The following is a 25,401-nucleotide window of genomic DNA, read 5'->3' as shown; positions in this document are numbered from 1 at the left end:
TCAGCCCTCGACCTCGAACACGAAGCCGGTCTCGCCACCGAGGTCGACCCGGCAGCCCGGGGTGATCACGGTGGGCACGCCCGGCTCGATCGCCTGCGGCGACTCGCCCGGCAGGGTGAGCGCCGTGCCGTTCATCGCGCCCAGGTCGGTGAGCAGGACGTCCCAGTTGGACGGCCGGATCTCGGCGTGGGTGCGGGAAACCTGGCCGGTGGAGCTGGCCACCGCGTGCAGGATCGGCTCTTCCGGGTCGGCCGCGGTGGCGTTCGACTTCGGGTCACGGCCGAGCACGACCGGGCGGTCGACCTCGATCCGGTCACCGTTGTCGAAGACCAGCACGCCCAGCGCCGGGCGGGCGACCAGGATCGGCGCCTGCGGCGGGACGGTCAGACCGCAGACCCGGCACTCCGAACGGTCGGGCGAGGTGACGTGCCCGGCGTCGCACCAGACACCGAGCAGGCGCGGGGGCTCACGCTGGCCCTCGACCTCCTGGTCGGCGGACTCCGGCTCGTCGTCGTTCTCGGCGACCGGGTTGTCGTCGTAACCGTTGCCGGCCTCGGACTCGTCGCCCTCGGTGCCGGGGCGGAAGGCGTCCGGCATGGCCGGCGGTCCGCCGAAGGCCGGCGCCTGGCCGTTGAAGCCACCGGTGCCGCTGAAGCCACCACGGCTGGGCGGGGCCCAGGCGTTGTTCTCCTGGTTGCTCTGCCAGTCGTCCTGCGGGGCCTCGGCCGGCTCGTCGTCCGGACGGTTGCGGGAACCGCGGAAGAAGGCCGGGGGCAGGTCCACCCGGGACACCTCGGACGCGGACTCCTCGACCGGCGCCGGGGCGTCGAAGGCGGAGGCCGGCGAGTCGAAGGCCGAACCAGGAGCGTCGAAGCCCGAGCCCTGCGGCTCGAAGATCGACCCGCTGTTGTGCGGCGATCGGTCGTCCGGCTCGCCGAGCATGCGCGAGCCGTTGACCGGCGAGTTCGGAGCCGGCGGCGCCTGGTGCTCGGGGCGCAGCGAACGGCCACGCACCCTCAGCGGCAGGTCGCCGAGCGCCGGCTGCGGGTCGGCCGACGGAGCGGGCTCGGGCGTGAACGCGCTGGGCGCGGGCGTCGGCTCCGGGGTGAAGGCGCTCGGGGCCGGTTCCGGCGCACCCCACGACGGGGTGGGGGCCGGGGGCTCCGGGGTGGACGGCTCGGACCGGAACGCGGAGAACGGCTCCGAGTCGTCGGAGGCGGGCGGCCAGCCGGCCGGGACACCACCGGGACGCGGCTTGGGCGGGACGCCCGGGCCGTGACCGTTCAGGCCGGGACCGTCGATGCCACCGGACTCCGGGTCGGGCAGGTCGGCGGGCGCCGGGCTCTTCGGCGAGTCGTCGGTGAGCAGGTTGTCGAAGTCGAACGACCGGGCCTGCTCGCTCTCGGTGGAGTCGGCGGGCTCGTCGACGTCGAGCAGCTCGCCCGGGTCGTCGTTGTCGTCGTCGCCGGTGCTGCGGGACTCGAAGAACGAGGACGGTGTGGGGAGCGGGCCGGAGGAGCCGGAGGACGCCGCCGGGGTGCTCGTGGACGGGGAGTCCAGCACCGACGGGACGTGGCCGTTGACCTCGCGGGAGAAGCCGCCGGTGCGGGAGGGCAGCGCGGACCAGCCCTGCTTGGCCTCCGGGCCGGGAGCGCCGGAGTAGGCGGGGGTGCGCGACTCGCCCTCGGTCAGGTCGACGACACGGTGATCGGAACCGGTCGACCCGGCCAGGCTGAGCGGGGCGGAGTCGGCGGCGGACGGCGCGTCGGCGAGAGCCACCGCACCGGCCGCGACGGCCTCGGCGGGAGCCTCGGCGATGCTTTCGCCGTCGGCGGTGGTGGGGGTGCAGTTCAGGGCCAGGCCTGAGACCAGCACCACCCCGGTGGAAACGGTGAAGGGCAGCTCGGAGCCGGCCTCCACGTCGCCGACCAGAACCCGGCGGGCGCCCGAGATGAGCCCCTCCAGCCAGGTGGTGGCGCCCGTGGCGTCCAGCCGGACCGGCTCACCGGCTCGCTCGAAGCACACCGGAACTGATCCCCGGACGAGGGCGCGCACGGCGTCCGCCTCGACCCGGACGATCGCGAAGCTGGGAGCCGTGCGGATGCCCCGCCGGACCAGCACGTCGAGGATCTCGTCGACGGGTGCGTCGTCGAGGGCCAGCTCCCACAACGGACCGGCCAGCGACCAATCCGTCGGCGCGTCCACGACGAGCACAGTTCTCGGCGCGACCACGGCAAGGAGTTGCCCTGCGGCATAGGCGATCCCGCTTTGCACGATGACTCCTCCCCTTACTAGTAACGACTTGGTCGCTCTGCGTTGCGTATTGCCTCTGACAACGAGTTGCGCCTGATCTCGCCTCAAGTGTCCGAGGCTCCGCAACTCTAGAGTCCAGCGGGCCCGGAGGCCAACGGCGGACCAAAAGAAAAACAACCAGGCTTACCCCATCGGGTGTATCGCTCACCCTTTGACGCGCCGCGACACGGTCCAATTGTTGCGAATGAACCCGGCGCCCACCACGAAACTCCGCGGTAACCACGAGTGATGGCGGCGACACGCTGACGTTCGAACCACCCCGTTCGGCGTCCACATCCCGGACAATCGCCGGTTCCCGACGTCTCCATGGTCCCCGACGAGCGGTCCTCGCGCGCGCCGTCCACGCACTCCGTAGTTAACGATTAGGCCGTTGTGGTGGTTTCCCCGCCCGAACGGGCCGAGGTTGCGCCGTCCGGGTCACCGGCGGCCCCTTCCTGCTCCCTCGCCCACCACGCCAGCAGTTCCTCACGCGCCTCGTCGAACCCGATCTGCCCCCGGTCGAGCCGCAGCTCCTTGAGGAACTTCCAGGCCCGGCCGACGTCCCGGCCGGCCGGGATGCCGAGGATCTCCATGATCTGGTTGCCGTCCAGGTCGGGCCGGACCGAGTCCAGTTCCTCCTGGTCCCGCAGTTCGGCGATGCGGCGCTCCAGGTCGTCGTAGGCCCCGGCCAGGCGAGCGGCCTTGCGCTTGTTCCGGGTGGTGCAGTCGGACCGGGTGAGCTTGTGCAGGCGGTCCAGCAACGGGCCGGCGTCGGTGACGTAGCGGCGCACCGCCGAGTCGGTCCAGGCGCCGTCGCCGTACCCGTGGAAGCGCAGGTGCAGCTGCACCAGCCGGGAGACCTGCTGCGTCGTGTCCTTGTCGAACCGCAGGGCCCGCATCCGCCGGGTGGTGAGCTTGGCGCCCTCCATCTCGTGGTGGTGGAACGACACCCCGCCCCCCGGCTCGAACCGGCGGGTGGCCGGCTTGCCGATGTCGTGCAGGATCGCGGCCAGGCGCAGCACCAGGTCCGGCCCGGGCACCGGTCCCTCCGGCCCGTCCTCCAGCGCGATCGCCTGCTCCAGCACGATCAGCGAGTGCTCGTAGACGTCCTTGTGCCGGTGGTGCTCGTCGATCTCCAGCTTCAGCGCGGGCAGCTCGGGCAGCACCCGCTCGGCCAGGCCGGTCGAGACCAGCAGCTCCAGGCCGGGCCGCGGGTCGGGGGCGAGCAGCAGCTTCTCCAGCTCCACCCGGATCCGCTCGGCCGAGACGATCGAGATCCGGTCGGCCATGTCCTTCATCGCGGCCACCGCCTCGGGCGCCACGGTGAAGCCGAGCTGGGCGGCGAACCGCGCCGCGCGCATCATCCGCAGCGGGTCGTCGCCGAACGAGACCTCGGGTGCACCCGGGGTGCGCAGGGTGCGTGCCGCCAGGTCGGCCAGGCCGCCGTACGGGTCGACGAAGGTCAGCGACGGCAGTTCCAGGGCCATCGCGTTGACGGTGAAGTCCCTACGGAGAAGATCGGCCTCCAGCGTGTCGCCGTAGGCAACCTCGGGCTTGCGCGAGTCCTCCCGGTACACGTCGGCCCGGTAGGTGGTGACCTCGACCACGTGCTCGCCCTTCTTGGCACCGATTGTGCCGAAGGCCTTGCCGATGTCCCAGTGCGAGTCACCCCACCCGCGTAGCAGCCGGATGGTTTCTTCCGGGCGCGCATCGGTGGTGAAGTCGAGGTCCGGGCTGTCCCGCCCCAGCAGCGCGTCCCGCACCGGTCCACCGACCAGCGCGAGCCTGTGACCTGCGGAGGTGAAGACGTCTCCGAGGTCGGCGAGCAGGGGTTGCAGAGGGATCAGACGCGCGGCCGCCGCCCGGCGGGCTTCGGTCAGGTGGTCGGAGGGGGTCTGTGGCACGAGCCCCAAGCGTGCCAGATGGGTGCGCCGGGGTAGTTACAGTGACGGCATGCCCCGACCCTCACGGCCCCCGCACGGGCCGCGCAGGTCGCTGCCGACCGTGGAGGAGACCTCGGCCGGCGGCCTGGTCGTCGACCGCCCGGGCCCGGCCCCCCGCGGGGCCGTCATCGCCCGGCTGAACCGAGCCGGACGGGTCGAATGGTGCCTGCCCAAGGGCCATCTCGAGCTGGACGAGACGCCGGAGCAGGCGGCGATCCGGGAGATCGAGGAAGAGACCGGGATCCGGGGCCGGATTCTTCACGGTCTGGGCACGATTGACTATTGGTTCTCGGTCGAGGGCAAACGTGTGCACAAGCACGTGCATCATTACCTTTTACTGGCGACCGGTGGTCTGCTCAGTACCGAGGGCGATCCCGACCACGAAGCCATCGACGTGGCCTGGGTCCCCCTGCCCGAACTTGACGAACGACTGGCGTTTCCCAACGAACGCCGGATAGCCCGCGAGGCGAGTGTGCGACTCCTGGATTCTGCGTGAGGTACCTGGCCAGCCGCGCTCTGGGCGCCTGGGTGTTCACGGTGGCCGTCACGCTGTGCGTGGTCGGCCCGGCGGCAGCTCCTGCCCAGGCGGCCGGGAGCAGACCGGGCTCGCTCTCGGGCGGGGTGACGTCGTCGGGCACCACGCCCACCGACGTCACCGCCGACCAGGCCGGGTCGGCCGGGTCGGCCCAGGCCGCGTCCACCGGCACCGCGACGAGCGGGAGCGCGGGCGCTTCGTCGTCCTCAAGCACCGTGACGGCGGGCTCGAAGAAGCTCCAGCTGACCCTGTCGACGGTGAGCCCGACCTCGCTGACCGCCCAGGACGCCCTGGTGGTCAGCGGTACGGCGCGCAACCCCTCGACCAGAGCGATGAAGAACGTGACGGTCGCGCTGCGGTTCGGCTACACCGCGCTGACCGACCGTGACGCGGTGCTGGACTGGGTACAGGACGGCGACGTGTCCACCACCGCCACCACGCTGGCCCAGAAGTCGCTGGGGTCGGTGGGTGCCGGCGAGACGGTGTCGTTCTCGTTCAAGGTGGCGGCCGGGGGCACCGGGCTGTCCAGCTACGGCAGTTCGTTCGGCCCGCGCCCGTTCTCCCTGGTCGCCTCCTCGGCGCAGGGCCAGCTGGCGGCGCTCCGGTCCACCCTGGTCTGGGCCCCGCAGGAGAACGACGGCAAGCTCGGCCTGACCCTGCTGGCCCCGCTGACCTCCACCACGCCGTCCACCACGGCCGGGCTGGCCACCGAGGAGTCCGCCGCCGAGCTGCTCCCCGCCTCGCGGCTCTCCCGGATCGTCACCGCCTCCAGCGACCCGGCCATCGGCTGGGCGATCGACCCGGCCCTGCTGGCCGCCGCGAAGGCGCTGGAAGAGAGCGGGATCTCGGAGCAGGACGACCCCGAGACCACGGACGACGAGAGCGCCGCCGCCACCCCGGCGTCCTCCGCGTCACCGAGTCAGACGCCCGACGGCGAGCTCGAACCCGACCAGGAGATCACCGCCGAGACCGCGACCGCCGCCGGGCGGGACTGGCTGGAACGCATCTCCGCGGGCCTGGCCAAACGCACCGTGCTCGGCCTCCCGTACGCCGACGCCGACCTGAACTCCCTGCTCAAGGGCGGTAAGAGCCCGAGCCTGCTGCGTCAGTCGGACAAGCTCGGCGAGGCGATCGAGAAGGAGACGCTGGGCAAGTCGCTGTACTCCCGGATCTCCTGGCCGGCCGACGGCCAGGTCTCCGGCGAGGCGGTCCAGGGCCTGGCCTCGACCGGGCACCGCTCGGTGATCCTCTCGGCCGACCAGCAGCAGCCGCAGTCCCAGCTCAGCTACACGCCGAGCGGCAGGAGCACGGTCAAGAGCAAGGACTCCACGCTCACCGGCCTGCTCTACGACGAGGACCTGTCCAGCCTGTTCGCCGACGCCGGCACCGACAACAGCGCGCAGACCACGCAGACGATGCTCGCGGTGCTCGCCGCGATCAGCGCCGAGACCACGCCCGACGACAGCACCCGGCAGGTGCTGGCGGTGGCCCCGCGTGACTGGGACCCGCAGCCGGCCGACGTGCAGCGCCTGACCACCGCCCTGCGTGACGCCTCCTCCTGGGTGTCGCTGAGCAGCCTGAAGAACCTCGGCAACGCCACGGCCGTCGACCGCGAGGACCACCAGTACGGCAAGAAGGCCGCCGCCGGTGAGCTCCCCAAGGGCAACCTGAGCAACGCCCTGGCGATGGACCGCGACCTCGACAACATCGCCCCCGGCCTGATCAACAACCAGGACGTGGTGCGGCGCCTGGAGCAGCGCATCGCCTCGGTGCTGTCCTACGCCTGGCGTTCCGACCTGGACGGGCAGGCGAACGCCCGGCGTTCGGTGATGGACGACGTGGGTGACCTGACCAGCGGCGTCCAGCTGCTCATCGGCACCGAGAGCAAGGTCTTCACGGCCCGCTCGGCACCGATCCAGGTGACGGTCGACAACCAGACCGACTACGACGTGCGGGTCTCGGTCAGCTTCACCTCCGGCTCCGGCCAACTGAAGGTGGACCGGCAGCCCGACCCGGTCACCATCACCGCGCAGCACCGGCAGTCGTTCCGGGTCGAGGCCACGGCCGTGGCCACCGGCGACGTGATCGTCACGACCAAGCTGCTGACCGGTGAGGGCGCCGGCCAGCGGGTGCTCGGCGACCCGCAGACCTTCGAGGTCAAGGTGCGGCCGAACTGGGAGAGCTGGGGCCTGATCGGCATGGCCGTCCTGCTCGTCCTGCTGCTCCTGTTCGGCCTGCTGCGCAGCTTCCGGCGCAACCGCACCCGTCCCCGGGTGCCGCTGCACACCATTCCGGACGTGGACGACGACGCGGCCCGCGCCGTCCGCAAGGCCGCCAAGGAGGCCGCGGCGCAGGAGACCCGGGAGGCCGCACAGCGGGAGGCCATCACCTCGCCGATCCCCCGGATCACGCCGGGTGTGACGGACGGCGCATCAGCCGGGGCCTCGGGTGGCGCAACGGAAAGAAGTCCAGAAGGCTCCAGTAGTGGGGACGACGTACGTCGCGCGCCCGGCATCCGGTCAACCTCCGCGGAGCCGGGTGATCCCCACGGTATGCAGGAGCAGAAGTCCAGTTCGGTACCGACGATGGCCGCATCGAAAGGGGCGCAGCGTCGCAGCCCGACAAGGCCGAAGGAGAACAGGTGAGCGGCTGGTCGTCAGACGACGCCACGCCTGCGCCTGCCGATCCGGACCGGCCCACGCGCCGCCGGCGGGCTGACAGCAACCCGGACCACTACGACGAGCAGTACGGCGGTGCCCCGGAAGGGCACCGCCCCGAGGACCCGTACGCCGAGGACCCCTACGCGGCACAGCGGGAGGCCCAGTACGCGGCCCAGCACGAGGACCGGCACCGTCAGGCGCCGCGCCCGGCCGGGTCGCAGCGCACCAGCGGACCGGCGGACGCCTGGTGGAACCAGCCGCCGCCCGAGCGCCCGCGCCGGTCGTCCCGGCGCGATGGTCGCCCGCGCGAGCCGCAGGACCGGCCGTCGCAGTACGAACAGCCGGTTCAGTACGACCGGTACGACGCCCACGACGAGCCGTTCGACCAGGAGCAGCCGTACCGGTCCGACCCGGGTGGCGTGCCCGTCTCGCCGGCCGAGCCGACCCGTCCGATGGTCCAGGGACGCCGGTCGCGACGCCAGCAGCCAGCCGCCCCCGAGGTGGCCCCGGCCGACCCGACGGTTCCCGTGCACCCGTACCGGCCGGAGCGCTCACGCGGCACACACCAGCCCGGGCACCTGGACGGGTACCCCGATGAGTACCCGGACGGGTACTCCGACGGGTACGAGCCCTACGACCAGGACCGGGACGCACCCGGTCACGGCACTCCGGGCCACGGCGGCCCGGCCGCGTACGACGACGGCTCCCGCCACGACGACGGCTACTACGACGATGCCGGCTACGACGAGGGCCGCGACGAGCGTCATGACCGGTACGACGACGCGTACGACGAGGACCAGCCCTACTTCCACCCGCTCGACCCGGAGACGCCGCGGCCGAGACCGTCGTCACGCCGTGGCTGGCGCCCGCCGCCGCAGACCCCGGCCAAGAACCCGTACGACCTGTCCGGCCTCGACCCGGCCGAGCTGACCGGTTCGCTCAGCCTGCTCGGCCTCGAGGGCCCGGTCGTCCCGGCCGACGTCACCCAGCCGTTGCAGGCCATCCAGGCGCCGATCGCCCGCTCGCCCCGCCGTCCGATGCCGCCGGCCCCGCCGGCCCGGTCCCGCCGGCGCGAGCGCGAGCCGGTGCCCGAGTACGACCGCGGCTACGCCGAGCCGGAGGTCGAGGAGGACTACGCCGAGCCCGAGGCGGCGCCGGCGCCGGCCGAGACGAAGAAACCGGCCTCGCGCACGTCGTCCCTGCTCGGCAGCAGTGCGCTGATGGCGGCCGGAACGCTGGCCTCCCGGCTGCTCGGATTCGTCCGGGCCGCCGTGCTGGTCGCCGTGGTGGCACCCGGTGGCGGGGCCGGCGCGGCCGACGCGTTCTCGGTCGCCAACATCATGCCGAACGCGCTGTACATCCTGCTGGCCGGTGGCGTGCTGAACGCCGTGCTGGTGCCGCAGATCGCCCGGGCCGCCAAGCAGAAGGACGGCGGCGAGGACTACATCAACCGCCTGCTCACGGCGGCGCTCGGCATGCTGATGGTGGTCACCGTCGGGGTGATCCTCGCGTCGCCGCTGCTGGTGAAGATCTACGGCTCGTCGAAGTGGGACGCCGAACTGGTCAGCCTGACCGCGGCGTTCTCGCTGTGGTGCCTGCCGCAGGTGTTCTTCTACGGCCTCTACACCCTGCTCGGCCAGGTGCTGAACGCCCGGGGCAAGTTCGGCGCGTTCATGTGGGCGCCGGTGATGAACAACGTGGTGTCGATCGCCGGCCTGGTCGCCTTCATGGTGATCTACCACAAGGGCACCCAGCCGGTGGACAGCTGGGACGCCACCAAGATCGGCCTGCTGGCCGGCAGCCAGACGCTCGGCGTGGCAGCCCAGGCCGTCATCCTGATCCCGATGCTGAGCCGGGCCGGCGTGCGTTACCGGCCGAGGTTCGGTCTGCGCGGCGTCGGCCTGGCCTCGGCCAGCAAGGTGGCCGGCTGGACCTTCGCCGCGGTCGTCGTGCAGCAGATCGCCTTCGTGGTGATCTCGCAGGTCACCACCACCGCCAGCAAGCTGCTCGAAGACCGGCCCGACGCCGCGATCAAGACCGGTAAGGCGATCTACGACAACGCCCAGCTGCTGTTCGTGCTGCCGCACTCGCTGGTGGCGGTCTCACTGGTCACCGCGTTGTTCACCCGGATGTCGAACGCCGCGGCGGAGAACCGGATCCGCGACGTGCGGGCCGACCTGTCCCTGGGCCTGCGGCTGACCGGCCTGGCCACGGTGGTGTCCACCGCCGGTCTGCTGGCGCTGGGTACCGACGTCACCGCCTCGATGTTCCCCGGCAACGACCGGGCCACCACCACCGGTATCGGCTACGTGGTGATGGCGATGTCGCTGGGCCTGATCCCCTACAGCGCGCAGTACCTGTTCCAGCGCGTGTTCTACGCCTTCGAAGACGCCAAGACGCCGTTCTTCATCCAGATCGCGGCGAGCGCCACCTGGGCCACCGGCAACCTGATCTCGCTGTTCGCCCTGCGTGACCGGGCGCCGGAATACATCGTGGTCGGCGTGGGCCTGTCGATGGCCCTGTCGAACATCGTCGGGGCCGGCCTGTCGTACTGGATCCTGCGGCAGCGGTTCGGCGACCTGGACGCCCAGCAGGTGGTGCGGGCACACGTCGAGATGATCATGGTGGCCGCGGTCGGCGGTGTGGTCGCCTGGCTGATGGCCCAGTCCGTGCACGCCTTCCTCGGCGACGGATGGCTGGCCTGCATCATCGCCGTCGTCATCGGTGGCGTCTTCCTGCTCACGATCTACGTGTCCGGCATGCGCATGCTCGGGGTCAAGGAGATCGAGGACGTCGCCGGGCCGATCCTGCGCCGTCTGCCCTCGTCCCCCGCCACCCTGGCGCGCCACTCGGCGCGCTGAGAACTCACGGCGAACTCTTATCTTCCGAGCATGGACGGCGAAACCTCGCACTCACGCTACGTACTCCCAAGTTCCTGCGTGTCACCGGCAATGCTCGTAAAGGGTCTCAAGCGCCCGTGATGTGCGTGACATCTCGTTCCGGGGCGAGCGGGAGAACTACGATGGAACAGGGAATCCGTAGAGCTGCCGTCGGGCTGGAAGGAGTGCGCGGGCTTGTCCACTGCCACCCGGGGCACCGTCCTGGCCGGGCGTTACCGGCTCGAAGACCGGTACCACGCGAACACCGACTCATCGGTCTGGCGGGCCGCTGACCTGACCCTCGACCGGGCGGTCACGGTCCGCGTGATGCGGCCCGGCCACCCGTACTCGGCCGACGTGGCCGACGCCGCGCGCCGGGCCGCCCTCATCGACGACCCCCGCCTGGTGCGGGTGCTCGACGTCGGCACCCACGACGACATCACCTTCGTGGTCAGCAGCCACGTCGACGGCGACACCCTGGCCAACCTGATCGAGCGCGCGCCGCTGGCGCCGCCGGTGGTCCGGCGCATCGTCGGCGAGGTGGCCCAGGGCCTGCGCGGCGCCGCCGCCCGCGGCCTGCACCACCTGCGGCTGACCCCGCGTTCGGTGATCATCAGCTACGACAACACCATCAAGCTGTCCGGCGTCGCGGTCGAGGCGGCCGCCGCCGGGCTCGACCCGGCCGGTGCGGCCGCCGCCACCCGTGACGACGCCCGGGCCCTCATCGCCCTGCTCTACGCCGGGCTGACCGGGCGCTGGCCGCTGGGTGACACCGGTTTCGCCGCCGCACCGCGGGCCACGGACGGCGGCCCGATCGCCCCGTCCGAGCTGATCCCCGACATCCCCGGCGACCTGAACCGGCTGTGCGTGCTCACGCTCGGCCCGCTCGACAGCGGCCCGCACACGCCGGCCGAGGTGGTCGGCATGCTCGCGCCCTGGGCGAGTGCCGACGAGGCACCGCTGCGGTCGGCCAGCCGTCCCCGCGACCCGGCCACCCCGGCCCACCCGAATCCCGCGCTGGTCATGCGAAGTCGCTCGCAACGGGGACAGACGCCCGCAGCCGGCTTCCGTCCGGGTGGCCCGGTCACATCCGGGCCGGTCGCATCAGGCCCGGTCACATCAGGCCCGGCCACGTCTCGTCCTGCCGGATCGGGCTCTCCCGCGTCCGGCTCTCCCGCGTCTCGTCCTGCCGCGTCCAGCCGTCCAGCACCTGGTCCCACTGCATCTGGTCCCGCTGCACCCGGCCCCGCCGCGTCCAGCCCTGCCGCATCCGGCTCACCCGCCCCCGGCACACCGCCGGCGAACCCGCCTGCCGTTCCCACCCGGGTGGCCCCCGCGTCCTGGCCGCCCGCCGCCGGTGACAGCCTCTTCGACCCCCGCCGCCGCGAGCGGGAAGAAGGCGCCCCCGACCCGGACGCCACCCTGCCCCCGACCGCGCTCGGCCGGTTCTTCCCCGCCGGTCCGTCAGCCGCCGGCGCACAGGCACCGAGCGCCTGGCCGAGCGGTTCCTCCGCGGTGCGCCCAGGCACACCTCAGCGCCCGAGCACCCCCCAGCGCCCGGTCACCCCCGAAGACATCACCCGTCGCATCCCCCCGCCTGCCGACCGGCCACCCGCCGGCCCTCCGACCACCAACCGTCCCGCCGCGAAAGCGATTGCCCCTCAAGAGAATCCGGACGATCAGCAGGGCCGCCAGCAGCGCCGCACGGCGTCGATCTTCCCCACGCCCAGCGTCGCGATCACCGGCTCCATGCCGCTGCCGCCGCGAGTCAGGGGCAACAGCCGCACCGACGCGATGTTCGGCGGAGCACCGGACGAGCAAGACAGCGCCCAGCCGTCCGGCCCCTCGTCCGCGAACCGCCCGGACCCACGTTCCCGCCTGGCCTCGAGCCCGCAACCCCCGTCGTCCGCACCCGCCATCGGCTCCGGCCCGGCCGGGCAGAGCCCTGGCACGCCGGCCTCCTTCGCCGACGCACCGCAGTCGCCCGGCTCCCGGCCCGGCGCCGGGCCCGCGTCGCCCGCGTCGCCCGCGTCGCCCGCGTCGCCCGCGTCGCCCGCCCAGGATCCGGCCGCCTTCCGTTCCGCCACGCCCCCGCCGCCCGGCGGCCGGATCGCACTCCCGCCGTCCGCCGCGGGCGGCCCGGCACGTCCTGCCCCCTTCTCCTCACCGCAGAACCCCGGCACCGCACGCCCCACCCGCCCCCAGGACGGCCCCCACGACGAGCACGGTCGGCCGATCCGGCGCACCGCGTCGATCTTCCCCACGCCCAGCGTGGCGATGACCGGCTCGATGCCTCTGCCCCCGCTGCTCAAGCGTGGCGGCGACGACCGCACCGACGCCATGTTCGGCGTCGAGGCCGCCGCCAACACCGACCTCACCCCCGCACCCCTGCGCGAGGCCAGGCAGCTCGGCGCGCCACGCGCACTCGCGCCGGGTGGTCAGGCAGCCGGCCCGAACCAGCAGCAGAGCGGCCCCCCGAACACCCAGAACCTCCAGAACACACCAGGCCCGCCCGGCCGACCCGGGCGCCCGGCAGCGCGCCCCGCGCAGTTCGCCCAGCCGCCGCGCACCGCGCCGAATCCGCTGGACAGCGGCCCGATCCCGACCGCGGCGGCGGCTCGTACCGCCGCCGGGCTCCGGGCCGGGCGACCGACCTCCCGGCCGATCGACGGGGCCGTGGAAGGTGGCGGCCCGAACCCGGTGGCCCGACCGATCACGCCAGGAGCCGGTCCGGGTCTTCCGCCGTCCCTTTTTGCTTCTCCCACCGCACCCGGGGGCGACGCGCCCGGCGCTGGAGTGGCACCGGACGACGCCTCGGGCCAGCATTCCGGCATGGGTGCGGAGCGACCGGCCGGTCCGGGACGACACCGAGGGCCGGCGGCGGGCCGCGGCCCGGCGGCCGAGAACTCCCGGCTGCCCTGGGAAGACCGCTGGTCGGACCGCCCACCCTCACCGCTGGAGTCGAGCGGCCCGTTCCCCATCGTCATCCCGCCCGACGCACCGCCGAAAGACCAGTCCCGCAAGGTGCTCGCCGGGATCGGTGTGGTGTTCCTGGTGCTGCTCCTGCTGGCCGCCTGGCAGCTGCGCGGCCTGTTCTCCGGCTCCGACGAGCCGGTGGCGCTACGCGAACAGGGCCCGGTGATCACCACCGCCCCGGCCGCCACCGGCGACGCCCCCGAGGCGACCGCCCAGGTCACGGCCGAACCGAGTGCCACGCCCACCGAAGAAGCCGCCGAGGTCGAGATCAAGACCGCCACGGCCATCGACCCGGAGGGCGACGGCGACGAGGACTCCGCGTCGGCGCCCCTGGCGGTCGACGGCAAAGACGGCACCCACTGGGAATCGGACAGGTACGAAAGTGCCGCTTTCGGGGGCCTGAAGAAAGGCCTGGGGCTTGCGATCGAATTGGGGCGTTCTGCGGCGGTAGGGTCTGCTGAGATCGATGTCGCCGGAACTGGCGGTCGGGTGCAGGTGCGCACGGCTGACAGCCCGGACTACGACTCGTCGACCCGGATCGGCTCGGGCTCGATCGAGGACGGCACGGTCACGGTCGACACCGACGACGATGTCGATCCGGCGAAGTACGTCATTTTATGGTTCACCGAATTGCCCTCGGTCGAGGGCGATTTCCGGCTAGAGGTCTCAGAGGTGCGACTGACGTGAGTGACGACGGCGAGGTCGACGACCGTCGTCTGATCGCCGCCCATCTCACCGGCGACCCGGACGCCTTCGCGATGATCGTCCGGCGGCATGCCGACCGGCTCTGGGCAGTCGCACTGCGAACCACGGGAGACCCGGAAGAGGCGGCAGACGCCGTTCAGGACGCGATGGTCTCGGCGCTGCGGTACGCCGACCACTACCGGGGAGACGCGGCGGTCTCCACCTGGCTGCACCGGATCGTGGTGAACGCCGCCCTGGACCGGTTACGCCGGCGCGCGGCTCGCCCGAGTGTCCCCCTGGGCGAGCGCGACGTGATGGGCAACCGCGACGAGCACGGCGCCACGGTCGCGCGTCTCGACGTGCGTGCCGCTCTGGCCAAGCTCCCCGACGCCCAGCGGGTGGCCCTGGTACTGGTCGATCTGGAAGACGTCCCGGTGGCCGAGGCGGCCCAGCTGCTCGGTGTGGCGGAAGGCACGGTCAAGTCGCGCTGCTCCCGTGCGAGGGTGGCGCTGGCCCAGATCCTGCGCGGCCAGCCGCCTGCACCGGCCGGTCCACCGCACCGTCCTCCCGCACGTCAGAGCCATGATCGGCAGAGCGGGCGAGGCACCACCGCGTCACCGGGTTTCATCGGCGACGCACGCCCCAGTCCCTATCGCAACGACCCTTACGAGTCCGAAACCGACGGACGCACCGGGAACCCCAGAGGCGCCGGCAGCGTCAGATCCGACGAACCGCCACGAGGACGCAGCCGAGCAGGAGAGGGGTGGTGAGCATGCCCGCGCACCCGGAGGACGACCTTCTCGCCGACCTTGCCGCCGACGCCCTTCCCATCGATGTGGCCCGCCAGGTGGAAGCACACGTGATGGGTTGCGCCCGGTGCTCCGAGGTGCTGTCCAGCGCCGAGAGCGTCCGCACCCTGCTGCGCCAGGCCCCGCGCGAGCCGATGCCGCCCCACGTGCTGGCCCGGCTGGAGCAGGCGATGACCGCCACCAGGCAGGGTCGTGCCCCACAGTCGGTCTCGCAGCCTCTGCCCCAGTCCCAGCCCCTTCCTCAGTCGCAACCACTACCTCAGGGACGCCCGCGGTCACGTCGCGCTGCCGGTGGCGGTGCCCACACCGGCCCGATCAACACCGGCCACATGCGTCAGGACGCCCCGTCCGGTCGGCAGAACCAGCCCGGTCGTCCCGCGCAGTCCCCGCAGCCCGGCTACCAGACCGGACCCCAGCGAACCGGTGCGGGCCGTCCGACCGGCCCGCAGCCGACCGGCTACCAGACCGGCCCGCAGAGCCCTCAGAGCCCGCAGACCGGCCCCCAGCACACGGGTCCCCAGCAGACCGGTCCGCGGCAGACCGGGTCGCCCGACACCGGCCCCCAGCCGCAGACACCTCCGGAGCTGTCCCGGGGCAAGAACCGTGGCAAGGGTGCCCAGCCCGCGCCGCACACCTCGTCGTACACCGTGCGCCCGCTCAAGCGGCCCGAAGGCGGCGATGCGAGCTTCCCCGCCGGCGACCCGACCACGCTCCAGCCGCCGGTGCGCGACGAGCCCTACGACCCGGACATGACGCAGCTGACCCAGCCGGTGCGCAAGCGCCGCACCCGGGCCGCGTCCGCCCCCGGGCCGGAAACCTCCTCGATGACCCGGCTGATGCGTCCGGTCCGCGGTGAGAAGGAGCCCAGCAAGCTCACCCGCATGGAGGGCGGCACGCAGACCGTCCGCGTGCGGCGGCAGGCCCTGGAGGAGCAGAAGGCCGACGCGCCCTCGCGCCTGCCCAAGATCAAGCCGCAGCTCGCCGCCGCCGTGGTGCTGTTCATGGCCCTGGCCGGCGGCCTGGTGTTCTGGCAGGTCAGCAGCGACGGCTCGGGCGGCGAGTCGTCCGGCGGCGCCGCGTCCACGGCCAGCACCCCGCTGCTCACCACGGTGGAGGAGACCGGCACCAAGTACCAGCAGGCCACCCTGGAGAAGCAGGTCCGCAGCCTGGTGCAGAACCGGAACAAGGCGCTGTCCAGCGGCGAGGCGGTGGACGAGAGCGGCGAGTCCACGCTGTCGGCCCAGAGCGAGAGCGGCACCTCGGACGCGGCGGCCTCGGGCACCCAGAACGGTGAGCTGCTGAAGTCGCAGGAAAATCTTGAGGCCTGCCTCGCGGCGATCGACAAACAGGGTGCGCAACCGGTCGCGGTCGACCTGGCCACCTACAACGGCCAGCAGGCGGCGATCATCGTGCTGCCGGGTACGAGTGGTGGATACGACGTTTGGATCGTCGCCCGCACCTGTCAACCTGATAACGACGGAACCATCGCCGTAGTCGATGTGAACTCCTGAGACGCCTCTGACCTGGGGCTTCTGCTGAGCCCGCGCACGGTGTGGGCCGGGAACACCACGACCACCCGATCGGTTCTACAGCGAGCAGGCACTACCCAGTGCATGAGCCAGGACTTGGAGAAGACGTGAGCGACGTCAGGAACGTCATCATCATCGGTTCGGGGCCGGCGGGTTACACCGCTGCCCTGTACGCGGCCCGCGCCAGCCTCAAACCGCTGGTCTTCGAGGGCTCGGTGACCTCCGGCGGCGCCCTGATGAACACCACCGAGGTGGAGAACTTCCCGGGTTTCCCCGACGGCATCCAGGGCCCGGAACTGATGGACAAGCTCCGCAGCCAGGCCGAGAAGTTCGGCGCCGAGCTGATCCCCGACGACGTCACCGAGCTGCACGCCACCGGTGACATCAAGGAGGTCAAGCTCCACGACGGCACCACCTACCGGGCCAGGGCCGTCATCCTGGCCACCGGCTCGGCCTACCGCGAGCTCGGCCTGCCGAAAGAGAAGGTGCTCTCCGGCCACGGTGTGAGCTGGTGCGCCACCTGTGACGGCTTCTTCTTCCGCGAGCAGGACATCGCCGTGGTCGGCGGTGGCGACTCCGCGCTCGAGGAGGCCACCTTCCTCACCCGCTTCGCCCGCTCGGTCACCGTCATCCACCGCCGTGACTCGCTGCGTGCCTCCAAGATCATGCAGGAGCGCGCCACCTCCAACCCGAAGATCCGCTGGGCCTGGAACAGCGAGGTCGTCGACATCCACGGTGACGCCAAGGTGTCCGGTGTCCGGCTGCGCGACACGGTGACCGGTGAGGAGCGCGACCTGGAGATCACCGGCCTGTTCGTTGCCATCGGTCACGACCCGCGCACCGACCTGATCAAGGGCCAGCTGGAGCTCGACGACGCCGGCTACGTCAAGACCGAGGGCCGTTCCTCTCGCACCAGCGTGGCCGGGGTGTTCGCCGCCGGTGACGTGGTCGACCACGAGTACCAGCAGGCGATCACCGCCGCCGCCTCCGGCACCACGGCCGCCATCGACGCCGAGCGCTTCCTCGCCGCCGTCGAAGACGTCACCTCCGGCCTCGGCGACGACTCGGTGGCCAGCGCCGCCGCCAGCCGCGCCGAGACGGTGGCCAACTGGAGCTCGGTCGTCCACTGATCCTCCGGACGGTGCCCGCGAGGCGACTCGCGGGCCCGTCCTCCCCGCCGCGACCATTCCGGTCCGGCATCATCGTCCAGATCTGCCCACAGCTCTGCTGTTGCTGAAATTGCTTTAAAGCCGCCACTTTCGAGGAGAACCGATGGCTGACACGACGAGCGCCCCCAAGGCCGTCACGGACGACACCTTCGACGCCGAGGTGCTCAAGTCCGACAAGCCCGTGCTGGTCGACTTCTGGGCCCCGTGGTGCGGACCGTGCCTCCAGGTGGCGCCGGTGCTGGCCGAGATCGCGGCCGCGCACGACGAGATCACCGTGGTGAAGGTGAACACCGACGAGAACCCGAAGATCGCGGCGTCCTACGGCATCACCTCGATCCCGACGCTGAACGTGTACCAGGGCGGGGAGCTGGTGAAGTCGATCATCGGTGCCAAGCCGAAGCCGCTTCTGCTCCGCGAACTGTCCGACTGGCTGAACTGATCACAGCACACGATGGTGAGCCCTTCCCCCCGCCATCCGAACGGAGTGCCGTCCGCCTCGGACCTGCCCACGAGCATGCTCATGGGCAGGTCCGGCGCGGGACGCCCCCTCCACCTCGGTGACACCGACGAACTCGTACCGGTACTGCGCGCCCTGCTGATCCGCGCCGGCGTCCTGGCCCCCGGCCAGCCGTCCGCCGAGGAGTCCCGTTTCGACAAGGTCCTCGACAGCGCGGTCCGCGCCTTCCAGCAAGACCGGGGCCTGGTCGCCGACGGCGTCGTCGGTCCGCAGACCGCACTGGCTCTCGACGGTGCCCGCTGGCATCTGGGCGACCGCACGCTGCTCCTCACCGCCGGGCACTGGATGCGTGGGGACGACGTGGCGGCCCTTCAGGAGCGGATGGTCGTTCTCGGGCTGCACGCCGGCCCGGTCGACGGCATCTTCGGGCCGGCCACCGAGTCCTCGCTGCGTGAGTTGCAGCGTGGTCTGGGCCTGCCCCCTGACGGCATCTGCGGCCGTCCCACCTTCACCGCCCTGGGTTCCCTGGGTCGTTCCGTCTCCGGCGGTGACGCCTGGGCCCTGCGGTCCCGCGGTTCGGTCGCGATGGCCGGCGTCAGCCTGGCCGGCAAGACCGTGGTGCTCGACCCCGGCTCCGACCGCACTCCCGGTGCCCTCGGCGTGACCGAGGCCGACGTCACCTACGACGTGGCGCTGCGCCTGGCCGAACGGCTCACCGCTGTCGGCGCCCGGGTGCGGCTGAGCCACCGGCCCGATGAGGACATCAGCACCGAGGACCGCGTCGCCCTGGCCGAGTCCGAGGGCGCCGACCTGGTGATCTCCCTGATCACCGAGCGGCATGCGAACCCGGTGGCGTCCGGCGTGGCCACGTTCTACTGGGGCGGCGGACGCGTCGGCCAGCACTCCGAGGTCGGGCAGCGCCTGGCGGTGCTGCTGCAACGCGAAATCGTGGCCCGGACCGGTCTGCTCGACGACCGCAGTCATCCGTGTTCCTACGACCCGGTCCGGCTGACCCGGATGCCGGCCGTGATCCTGGCCCTCGGCTACCTGACGAACACCGGCGACGCGGAGCACCTGGGCGACGCCGACTTCCGGGCGCTGATCGCGGAATCCATGCTGTTCGCCGTCCAGAGGCTCTACCTGGCGGAGAACGACGCGGAGACCGGCACCCTGAAGCTGAGCGACGTACAGGCCTTCGCTCGTCAGCGCTGACCACGCAAAACACCGGTGGCCTCCTCGAATTCGAGGAGGCCACCGGTGTTTTGCTATTTGGCCACGCTGGTTCCCGACAGCGCGGGCAGCCGCACCGTCCCGAGAATCTGCTCCAGGGCCAGTTCCACGTCCTCCCGCCAGGAGATGGCGGTCTTCAGCTCCAGCCGAAGCCGGGGGAACCGGTGGTGCTGGCGCACCGTCTTGAACCCGACGGCCGTCAGCAGGTCGGCCGGCACCAGGCAGGACGCCTTCTCCTTGTCCTCGTCGGCGGGATCCGCGGTCATCCCCCCGCCCGCCGTGAGCCCGAACGCCTCCAGCGCCCGTACCCCGCGACGGCTCAGGTCCTTCGCCGTGGCCTGCAACAGCATGCGGGCCAGCCCGGCACCGGCGAACCGGGGCAGCACCCGGGCCGTCATCAGCAACACGGCGTCGCCGCTGACCGGCGAGGTGGGAAACTCCAGCGCCCGCGGCACGAGCGCGGGCGGCGCGTAGGTGACGAAACCGGCCGGCTCGTCGTCCACGTAGGCGACCCGGCCACAGGAACCCCACTCCAGCAGGGTTCCCGAGATCCAGGCCTCCTTCTCGAAGCCGGTGTCCCCCGTCTTGCGCGCCTGTTCGGCTGCGACCGGATCGAGTTCCCAGGTGACACAACGCCGACACGTCCCCGGAAGATCGGAGAGGTTGTCCAGCGTGAGCGGTGCGAGCCTCCGGCTCATCCAGTAGCTCCTGCGGCGGTGATCGGTGGTGGCTGTGCCTTGATCCTCGGCACACAGCAGAGTACTGACGAGGGTGTCAGGCGAAAAAGATCGTAGGCGTGTCACGCGGGCCACGTGAATACGTCATGCAGTTACTTTCTGATTACTGAAAGTAACACCGTGGACAGGGGCCCTGATACCTGATGGTCTGCTTCCCACGTCAGACACCGCGAACGGACGAAGGTGGGTACGCACCATGCAGACCGGTGAGGGCAGTAACCAGGGTTCCAGACTCGACCAGTGGCTCGGGTCATACGCAGCCCGCACCCGCGGCATGACGGCCTCCGAGATTCGCGCCCTGTTCGCTGTGGCCAGTCGTCCCGAAGTGGTTTCGCTCGCCGGTGGCATGCCCAACCTCACTGCTCTACCGATGGACGTCGTGGGCCGCGCGGTCTCCAGCCTGGTCGCCGAGAACGGGCCGGTCGCGTTGCAGTACGGCTCAGGTCAGGGTGATCCCGAACTGCGCCTCCGGATCCTCGACGTGATGGTGCCCAACCGCGTCACCGCGCACCCCGACGACATCGTCGTGACCACCGGCTCCCAGCAGGCCCTCGACCTGGTCACCCGCATCTTCGTCGATCCGGGCGACGTGGTGCTGGCCGAGGCCCCCAGCTACGTGGGAGCACTCGGTGTGTTCCGTTCCTACCAGGCCGACGTGGTCCATGTACCGATGGACGGCGAGGGCCTGATTCCCTCGGCGCTGTCCGACACCCTGGTCTCCCTGAAACGTGCCGGTAAGCGCGTCAAACTGCTCTACACGGTGCCCAACCACCACAATCCCGGGGGCGTCACGCTGTCCCCCGAGCGGCGTCCCCAGATTGTCGAGATCGCCCGCCGCTTCGGTGTTCTCGTGCTCGAGGACGACCCCTACGGACTGCTCGGTTTCGATGGCGACCCGGTGCCGGCGCTGCACTCACTCGATCCGGACGGTGTCATCTACCTGGGCTCGTTCTCCAAGACCTTCGCCCCAGGGTTCCGGGTCGGCTGGGCCGTGGCCCCGCACGCGGTACGCGAGAAGCTGGTACTGGCCAGCGAATCCGCCATCCTCTGCCCGAGCTCGTTCAGTCAGATGGCGGTCACCTCGTACCTGGCCGAACACGACTGGAAGCATCAGGTGGGGGTGTTCCGTGAGCTCTACCGGGAACGCCGCGACGCCATGCTCCATGCCCTGGGCGACATGATGCCGACCTCGTCGTGGACCAGTCCGCAGGGCGGTTTCTACGTCTGGGTGCGGGTCCCCGACGGTCTGGACACGAAAGCCATGCTGCCACGCGCGGTCACGGCTCGCGTCGCCTACGTGCCCGGCACCGCCTTCTACGCAGACGCTCAGGGCCACGACCACATGCGGCTGTCCTACTGCTATCCGTCGCCGGAGCGCATCCGCGAGGGTGTGCGCCGACTGGCCGGCGTCATCGACCAGGAACTCGACGTGCAGGCCACCTTCGGCGCCGCGCCGAGGCGGCCGCGGCCCGGCTCGGTGGTCGACTCACCCGGCCCCGACCTGACCTGATCCCGCTTCTTCTGTGTTCGCTCGTCGTCTGCTGTGTTCGTCGGAGGTATGAAAACCATGTTGTCGCCGCGGGTTCTGATCCTGGCGGGCGGCCTCTCGCACGAGCGTGAGGTCTCGCTGCGATCGGGCCGCCGGGTCGCCGAGGAGTTGCGTGATTCCGGTTGCGAGGTCACCGTCACGGATGTCGACGACCGCTTGCTCGACACCCTGCGTTCCGGCCAGGTGGATGTGGTCTGGCCACTGCTGCACGGCGTCAGTGGTGAGGACGGCGCGGTGCGCGACGTGCTCGAGCTCGTCGGTGTGCCCTACGTCGGCTCCGACCCCGCCGCCTGCCGCCTGTCCTGGGACAAGTCCGTGGCGAAGGGCACTGCCGGCGAGGCCGGACTGTCCACGCCCCGGTTCGTCGCCCTGCCCCACGGAATCTTCCGTGAGCTGGGCGCGAACCGGGTGCTGACGTCGATCGTGGAACGACTCGGCCTGCCCCTCGTGGTGAAACCGGCCCGGGGTGGCTCGGCGCTGGGCGCCAGCGCCGTCCGTGAGGCCTCCGGCCTGCCCCGGGCCATGGTGGACTGCTTCGCGTACGGCGACGTGGCATTGGTCGAGCAGCAGGTCTCCGGCGTTGAGGTGGCGGTCACCGTGCTCGACACCGGCACCGGGCCGATCGCCCTGCCGCCGGTGGAGATCGTGCCGGATTCCGGGTTCTACGACTACGACGCGCGGTACGTGGCCGGCGCCACCGAGTTCTTCTGTCCGGCGCGGCTGCCCGACAGCGCGGTCGAGGCCGTGAAGACCGCTGCCCTCGCCGCGCACAAGGCCTTCGGTCTGCGACATGTCTCCCGCACCGACCTGATCGTCGACGGCTCGGGGATTCCCTGGTTCCTCGAGGTCAATGTGGCACCGGGAATGACCGAGACATCACTGCTACCGATGTCGATCGAGGCGGCAGGCCTGTCGGCGCCCCAGGTCTATCGCGACCTTGTAGAAACGGCGCTGGCTCCCCCATCATAACTTGACCGGTTTTGTCAGCTTATGTGATTCAGCAATCACCGGCGCGCGACTGGCTTACACCTGGCGCGATCGCGTTATCCCGTTCAGGAGCCTGAGGTAGCCGCTTTGACGGCCTCAATGATCATGAAAAAAGAGGGGCACCGATCAGATCGGTGCCCCTCTTGGTTCTTGCTCGGTGTCTATTCGCCGTTCTGGAAAGCCTTCCGGGTCTCCGGAGCCAGGATGTCGAGGATGCGGTTCAAATCGTCGACGCTGGCGAACTCGACGCTCAGCTTGCCCTTGGTGCGACCCAGAGCAATGCTCACGCGGGTATCCAGCTTGTCGGCAAGACGGCCCGCGAGATCGTCGAGCTCGACGTTGCGATTGCCGGCCCGCGGCTTACGACGGGCGCTCGGTGCAGCCTCATCACTGGGCTCGCTGATGGCGACGGCCTCTTCCGTGGCACGCACGGAAAGCCCTTCGCCCACGATGCGCGTCGCGAGCTTGTCCATCGCCTCGGCGTTCTCCAGGCCGAGAAGCGCCCGGGCGTGCCCAGCCGAGAGCACCCCGGCGGCAACCCGACGCTGCACGGCCGGGGGCAGGCGCAGCAACCGGATGGTGTTGCTGATCTGCGGCCGGGAGCGACCGATCCGGGTGGCGAGCACCTCGTGCGTGCAACCGAAGTCGTCAAGCAGCTGCTGGTAGGCCGCGGCCTCTTCCAGCGGGTTCAGCTCGCTGCGGTGGAGGTTCTCCAGCAGCGCGTCCCGCAGCAGGTCATCGTCGTTGGTGTCGCGAACGATGGCCGGAATGTGCTCGAGGCCGGCCAACGTGCTGGCCCGCCATCGGCGCTCTCCCATGATGAGCTGGTACGAGGTGGCGCCACCGGCTTCGGCGGCAGGGACCGACCGCACGACGATCGGCTGGAGAACACCGATCTCCTTGACCGAGTGGACCAGCTCGGTCATGGCCTCCTCGTCGAAGACCGTACGCGGCTGGCGCGGGTTGGGAACGATCGCGCCGACCGGGAGCTCGGTGAAGTAGGCACCCGGCACCGGCACCAGGTCCGGTGTCTTGGCCTGGACCGGGGGGAGCTCCTCGGCCTTGGCAGCTTCGGTGTCCGCCGAGGCGTCGCCCGACGTGGTCGTCGGCTGCTGTTCACCGGAGCTGTCCGCCGACTTGGAGTCCGTCAACTTGGTGTCAGCCGAGGTGGCCGGAGCACCCTCTGAAGCCGCCTTCTGCGCTTCGGCAGGAGCGTCGCCGTCCTGCCGCTCGTTGAAGAAGGCGGTATCCACCGGACGGTCACCGGCGGGCCGGGCTGCCGGAGGCGGAGGAATCAGCGCTCCGAGGCCTCGCCCCAAGCCCCTTCGCTTGTCGCTCACACCTGCTCCTCGTCAGTACGCATGGTAATTCCGCTCTGCCCCGTGCTTGCGCCGGTCGGCTGTGGTTGTGAACCCCGTCAATAGCTTGATGCGTCTGCCGATCGGGCTCGTGCGCCAGGCACGGCCCCGATTCCCGACTCGGCAGTGCGGCCTCAGGTCGATGCCCTGAACCCTTGATGCCGAACGCTCAGGCTTCGTTCTCGCTTGAACATCCTGTGGTTGTTCTGACCGAGCCGTCCTGCGTCCTCTCAAGAACGGTTGGCCGGGTCAGACTTCTGCGACCGCTCGCTCTCATCCAGCACCTGCTCCGCGAGCTCCCTTGCCGCTTCCAGGTAGGACAACGCCCCACTCGACGCGGGGTCGTACGTCATGACCGTCTGACCGTGGCTCGGAGCCTCGGAGATGCGGACCGAACGCGGAACCGTCGTCTTCAGGACCTCGGTGGTGAAGTGTGCCCGAACCTCGTCCGCAACTTGCGACGACAGGCGGGTACGACCGTCGTACATGGTCAGAAGAATCGTCGAGACGTGAAGCTTGGGGTTCAGGTGGCCCTTGATCAAGTCGACGTTGCGCAACAGCTGGGAGAGCCCCTCCAACGCGTAGTACTCGCACTGGATCGGGATCAGCACTTCCTGGGCCGCGACAAACGCGTTGACGGTCAGGAGCCCCAGACTGGGCGGGCAGTCGACCAGGATGTAGTCGAGACGCCCCGGCCCTGCTTCCTGCTCCTCCAGATACGTCTGCACAGCCTTCTGGAGCCGCGACTCGCGAGCGACGAGAGAGACGAGCTCGATCTCGGCGCCGGCCAGATCGATGGTGGCGGGGGCACACCAGAGGTTCTCGACGTCAGGGCACTTCTGCACCACCTCTTTCAGGGGCATGCCTTCAACCAGCACGTCGTAGACGCTGGGAACCTCAGCATGGTGATCGATGCCCAGAGCAGTGGACGCATTGCCCTGAGGGTCGATGTCGAGCACCAGCACGCGCAGCCCGGCCTGAGCCAGAGCTGCGGCCAGATTGACGGTGCTGGTCGTCTTACCGACGCCACCCTTCTGGTTCGACACCGTCAGCACCCGCGTCTCCTTGGGCCGCGGGAACCGCCGACCCGCAAGTGCGATACGGCGGCGGGTGTCCTCCGCGACTTCGAGAGCCAGTGGCGTCGAGTCGTCCAGCAGTGAGATCGACTCGACCAACGGCTGGCTTCCCGTGGCGGGTGAAGTGGTGGCCCCAGCAGTCTCCCGGGCCTCGACGGGGCGCTGAACCGGCTGCCGGGTTCCCGGAGTCGGATCTACGCCCAGCCAGGGACGGGTGACAGACATCGAGTATCCGGCCTCGGTGTCCGAAGTGCTGGGCTCGTTGCTCGCTGACATCCGAACCTCTGGTGATGATGATGGATGACTCGGAGCTTCTGCCCCGGTCCGACTACCGCCTGGTGTGGCGTTGACGTGCTGGTGATCCTTGGCCGGAGCACTTCCGTGTTGCTCGGCCCGGTCCATATCGAACAGGGAACCATTTTCACTATGGGCCCGGCCCGCATACCCCGCTACGGCGTCAAGGGCGTAGGAGGTGGCTACCTGCTGACCAGAAACTCCAACGGGCTTACCACCCCGATCGTATCCCTCCGG

16 protein-coding genes are annotated in these 25,401 nt (G+C 70.7%); 11 read left to right on the top strand and 5 right to left on the bottom strand.

The features are described from left to right. Both KIH74_RS38785 and KIH74_RS20275 read right to left on the bottom strand, forming a co-directional pair. Entirely contained in the window at positions 1-2,274 is a 2,274-nt protein-coding gene (locus KIH74_RS38785) for an FHA domain-containing protein (RefSeq protein ID WP_214157578.1), read from the bottom strand. A 401-nt stretch (positions 2,275-2,675) separates the two neighbouring features. Beyond that, positions 2,676-4,196, bottom strand: a complete 1,521-nt coding sequence (locus tag KIH74_RS20275; protein ID WP_308113926.1) for a CCA tRNA nucleotidyltransferase — start codon at positions 4,194-4,196, stop codon at positions 2,676-2,678. A gap of 49 nt (positions 4,197-4,245) precedes the next feature. On the opposite strand from KIH74_RS20275, the gene KIH74_RS20270 reads away from it, so the two are divergent. The 9 genes from KIH74_RS20270 to KIH74_RS20230 all read left to right on the top strand — a co-directional run bounded on the left by KIH74_RS20270 (position 4,246) and on the right by KIH74_RS20230 (position 19,145). After that, the gene (locus tag KIH74_RS20270; RefSeq protein WP_214157576.1) at positions 4,246-4,731 is read left to right on the top strand and encodes an NUDIX hydrolase; all 486 of its coding nucleotides are present in this window, start codon (positions 4,246-4,248) and stop codon (positions 4,729-4,731) included. Then, positions 4,728-7,415 (top strand): DUF6049 family protein, encoded by a 2,688-nt coding sequence (locus KIH74_RS20265; RefSeq protein WP_214157575.1) that lies wholly within the window; start codon positions 4,728-4,730, stop codon positions 7,413-7,415. Before KIH74_RS20270 ends, KIH74_RS20265 begins: the two co-directional genes overlap by 4 nt. After that, the gene (murJ, locus tag KIH74_RS38780; RefSeq protein ID WP_214157574.1) at positions 7,412-10,291 is read left to right on the top strand and encodes a murein biosynthesis integral membrane protein MurJ; all 2,880 of its coding nucleotides are present in this window, start codon (positions 7,412-7,414) and stop codon (positions 10,289-10,291) included. The genes KIH74_RS20265 and murJ overlap by 4 nt, the downstream gene beginning before the upstream one ends. A gap of 213 nt (positions 10,292-10,504) precedes the next feature. After that, positions 10,505-13,972 carry a protein kinase family protein gene (locus KIH74_RS20255; protein WP_214157573.1) on the top strand — a complete coding sequence of 1,156 codons (3,468 nt, stop codon included), beginning with the start codon at positions 10,505-10,507 and terminating at the stop codon, positions 13,970-13,972. After that, the gene (gene sigM / locus KIH74_RS20250) at positions 13,969-14,739 is read left to right on the top strand and encodes an RNA polymerase sigma factor SigM (RefSeq protein ID WP_308113924.1); all 771 of its coding nucleotides are present in this window, start codon (positions 13,969-13,971) and stop codon (positions 14,737-14,739) included. Before KIH74_RS20255 ends, sigM begins: the two co-directional genes overlap by 4 nt. Positions 14,740-14,741: 2 nt before the next feature. Further along, on the top strand, positions 14,742-16,289 hold the full coding sequence (locus KIH74_RS20245; protein ID WP_504844995.1) for an anti-sigma factor family protein: 1,548 nt from the start codon (positions 14,742-14,744) through the stop codon (positions 16,287-16,289). Between the two features lie 125 nt (positions 16,290-16,414). Next, positions 16,415-17,437 (top strand): thioredoxin-disulfide reductase, encoded by a 1,023-nt coding sequence (gene trxB / locus KIH74_RS20240; RefSeq protein WP_308113922.1) that lies wholly within the window; start codon positions 16,415-16,417, stop codon positions 17,435-17,437. A 142-nt stretch (positions 17,438-17,579) separates the two neighbouring features. Continuing rightward, entirely contained in the window at positions 17,580-17,915 is a 336-nt protein-coding gene (gene trxA, locus KIH74_RS20235; RefSeq protein ID WP_214157569.1) for a thioredoxin, read from the top strand. A 45-nt stretch (positions 17,916-17,960) separates the two neighbouring features. Beyond that, the gene (locus KIH74_RS20230) at positions 17,961-19,145 is read left to right on the top strand and encodes an N-acetylmuramoyl-L-alanine amidase (protein WP_214157568.1); all 1,185 of its coding nucleotides are present in this window, start codon (positions 17,961-17,963) and stop codon (positions 19,143-19,145) included. Positions 19,146-19,198: 53 nt separating this feature from the next. On the opposite strand, the gene KIH74_RS20225 is transcribed toward KIH74_RS20230, so the two are convergent. After that, complete coding sequence (locus tag KIH74_RS20225) at positions 19,199-19,861, bottom strand: GNAT family N-acetyltransferase (RefSeq protein WP_214157567.1); 663 nt, start codon at positions 19,859-19,861, stop codon at positions 19,199-19,201. A gap of 235 nt (positions 19,862-20,096) precedes the next feature. Between KIH74_RS20225 and KIH74_RS20220 the strand changes: the two genes are divergently transcribed. Both KIH74_RS20220 and KIH74_RS20215 read left to right on the top strand, forming a co-directional pair. Next, positions 20,097-21,410 carry an aminotransferase-like domain-containing protein gene (locus KIH74_RS20220; RefSeq protein WP_214157566.1) on the top strand — a complete coding sequence of 438 codons (1,314 nt, stop codon included), beginning with the start codon at positions 20,097-20,099 and terminating at the stop codon, positions 21,408-21,410. A 57-nt stretch (positions 21,411-21,467) separates the two neighbouring features. After that, positions 21,468-22,418, top strand: coding sequence for a D-alanine--D-alanine ligase family protein (locus KIH74_RS20215; protein ID WP_214157565.1), 951 nt, complete (start codon positions 21,468-21,470; stop codon positions 22,416-22,418). 179 nt (positions 22,419-22,597) lie between these two features. On the opposite strand, the gene KIH74_RS20210 is transcribed toward KIH74_RS20215, so the two are convergent. Both KIH74_RS20210 and KIH74_RS20205 read right to left on the bottom strand, forming a co-directional pair. Next, positions 22,598-23,776, bottom strand: a complete 1,179-nt coding sequence (locus KIH74_RS20210) for a ParB/RepB/Spo0J family partition protein (RefSeq protein ID WP_214157564.1) — start codon at positions 23,774-23,776, stop codon at positions 22,598-22,600. 248 nt (positions 23,777-24,024) lie between these two features. After that, positions 24,025-25,095: a ParA family protein gene (locus tag KIH74_RS20205; protein WP_214157563.1), complete on the bottom strand. Its 1,071-nt coding sequence runs from the start codon at positions 25,093-25,095 to the stop codon at positions 24,025-24,027. Between the last annotated feature and the right edge of the window lie 306 nt (positions 25,096-25,401).

Source organism: Kineosporia corallincola (assembly GCF_018499875.1).
GTDB classification, from domain to species: Bacteria; Actinomycetota; Actinomycetes; order Actinomycetales; family Kineosporiaceae; genus Kineosporia; species Kineosporia corallincola.
The sequence above is the reverse complement of the archived record's forward strand: the minus strand, read 5'-3'. Positions and strand labels throughout refer to the sequence as shown.

What these genes read in the sequence shown, in the direction of transcription:
- KIH74_RS20270 (WP_214157576.1), top strand. Translation starts at nt 4,246, where the DNA reads ATGCCCCGACCCTCACGGCCCCCGCACGGGCCGCGCAGGTCGCTGCCG.
- KIH74_RS20245 (WP_504844995.1), top strand. Translation starts at nt 14,742, where the DNA reads ATGCCCGCGCACCCGGAGGACGACCTTCTCGCCGACCTTGCCGCCGAC.
- trxA (WP_214157569.1), top strand. Translation starts at nt 17,580, where the DNA reads ATGGCTGACACGACGAGCGCCCCCAAGGCCGTCACGGACGACACCTTC.
- KIH74_RS20225 (WP_214157567.1), bottom strand. Translation starts at nt 19,861, where the DNA reads ATGAGCCGGAGGCTCGCACCGCTCACGCTGGACAACCTCTCCGATCTT.
- KIH74_RS20220 (WP_214157566.1), top strand. Translation starts at nt 20,097, where the DNA reads ATGCAGACCGGTGAGGGCAGTAACCAGGGTTCCAGACTCGACCAGTGG.
- KIH74_RS20215 (WP_214157565.1), top strand. Translation starts at nt 21,468, where the DNA reads ATGTTGTCGCCGCGGGTTCTGATCCTGGCGGGCGGCCTCTCGCACGAG.
- KIH74_RS20205 (WP_214157563.1), bottom strand. Translation starts at nt 25,095, where the DNA reads ATGTCTGTCACCCGTCCCTGGCTGGGCGTAGATCCGACTCCGGGAACC.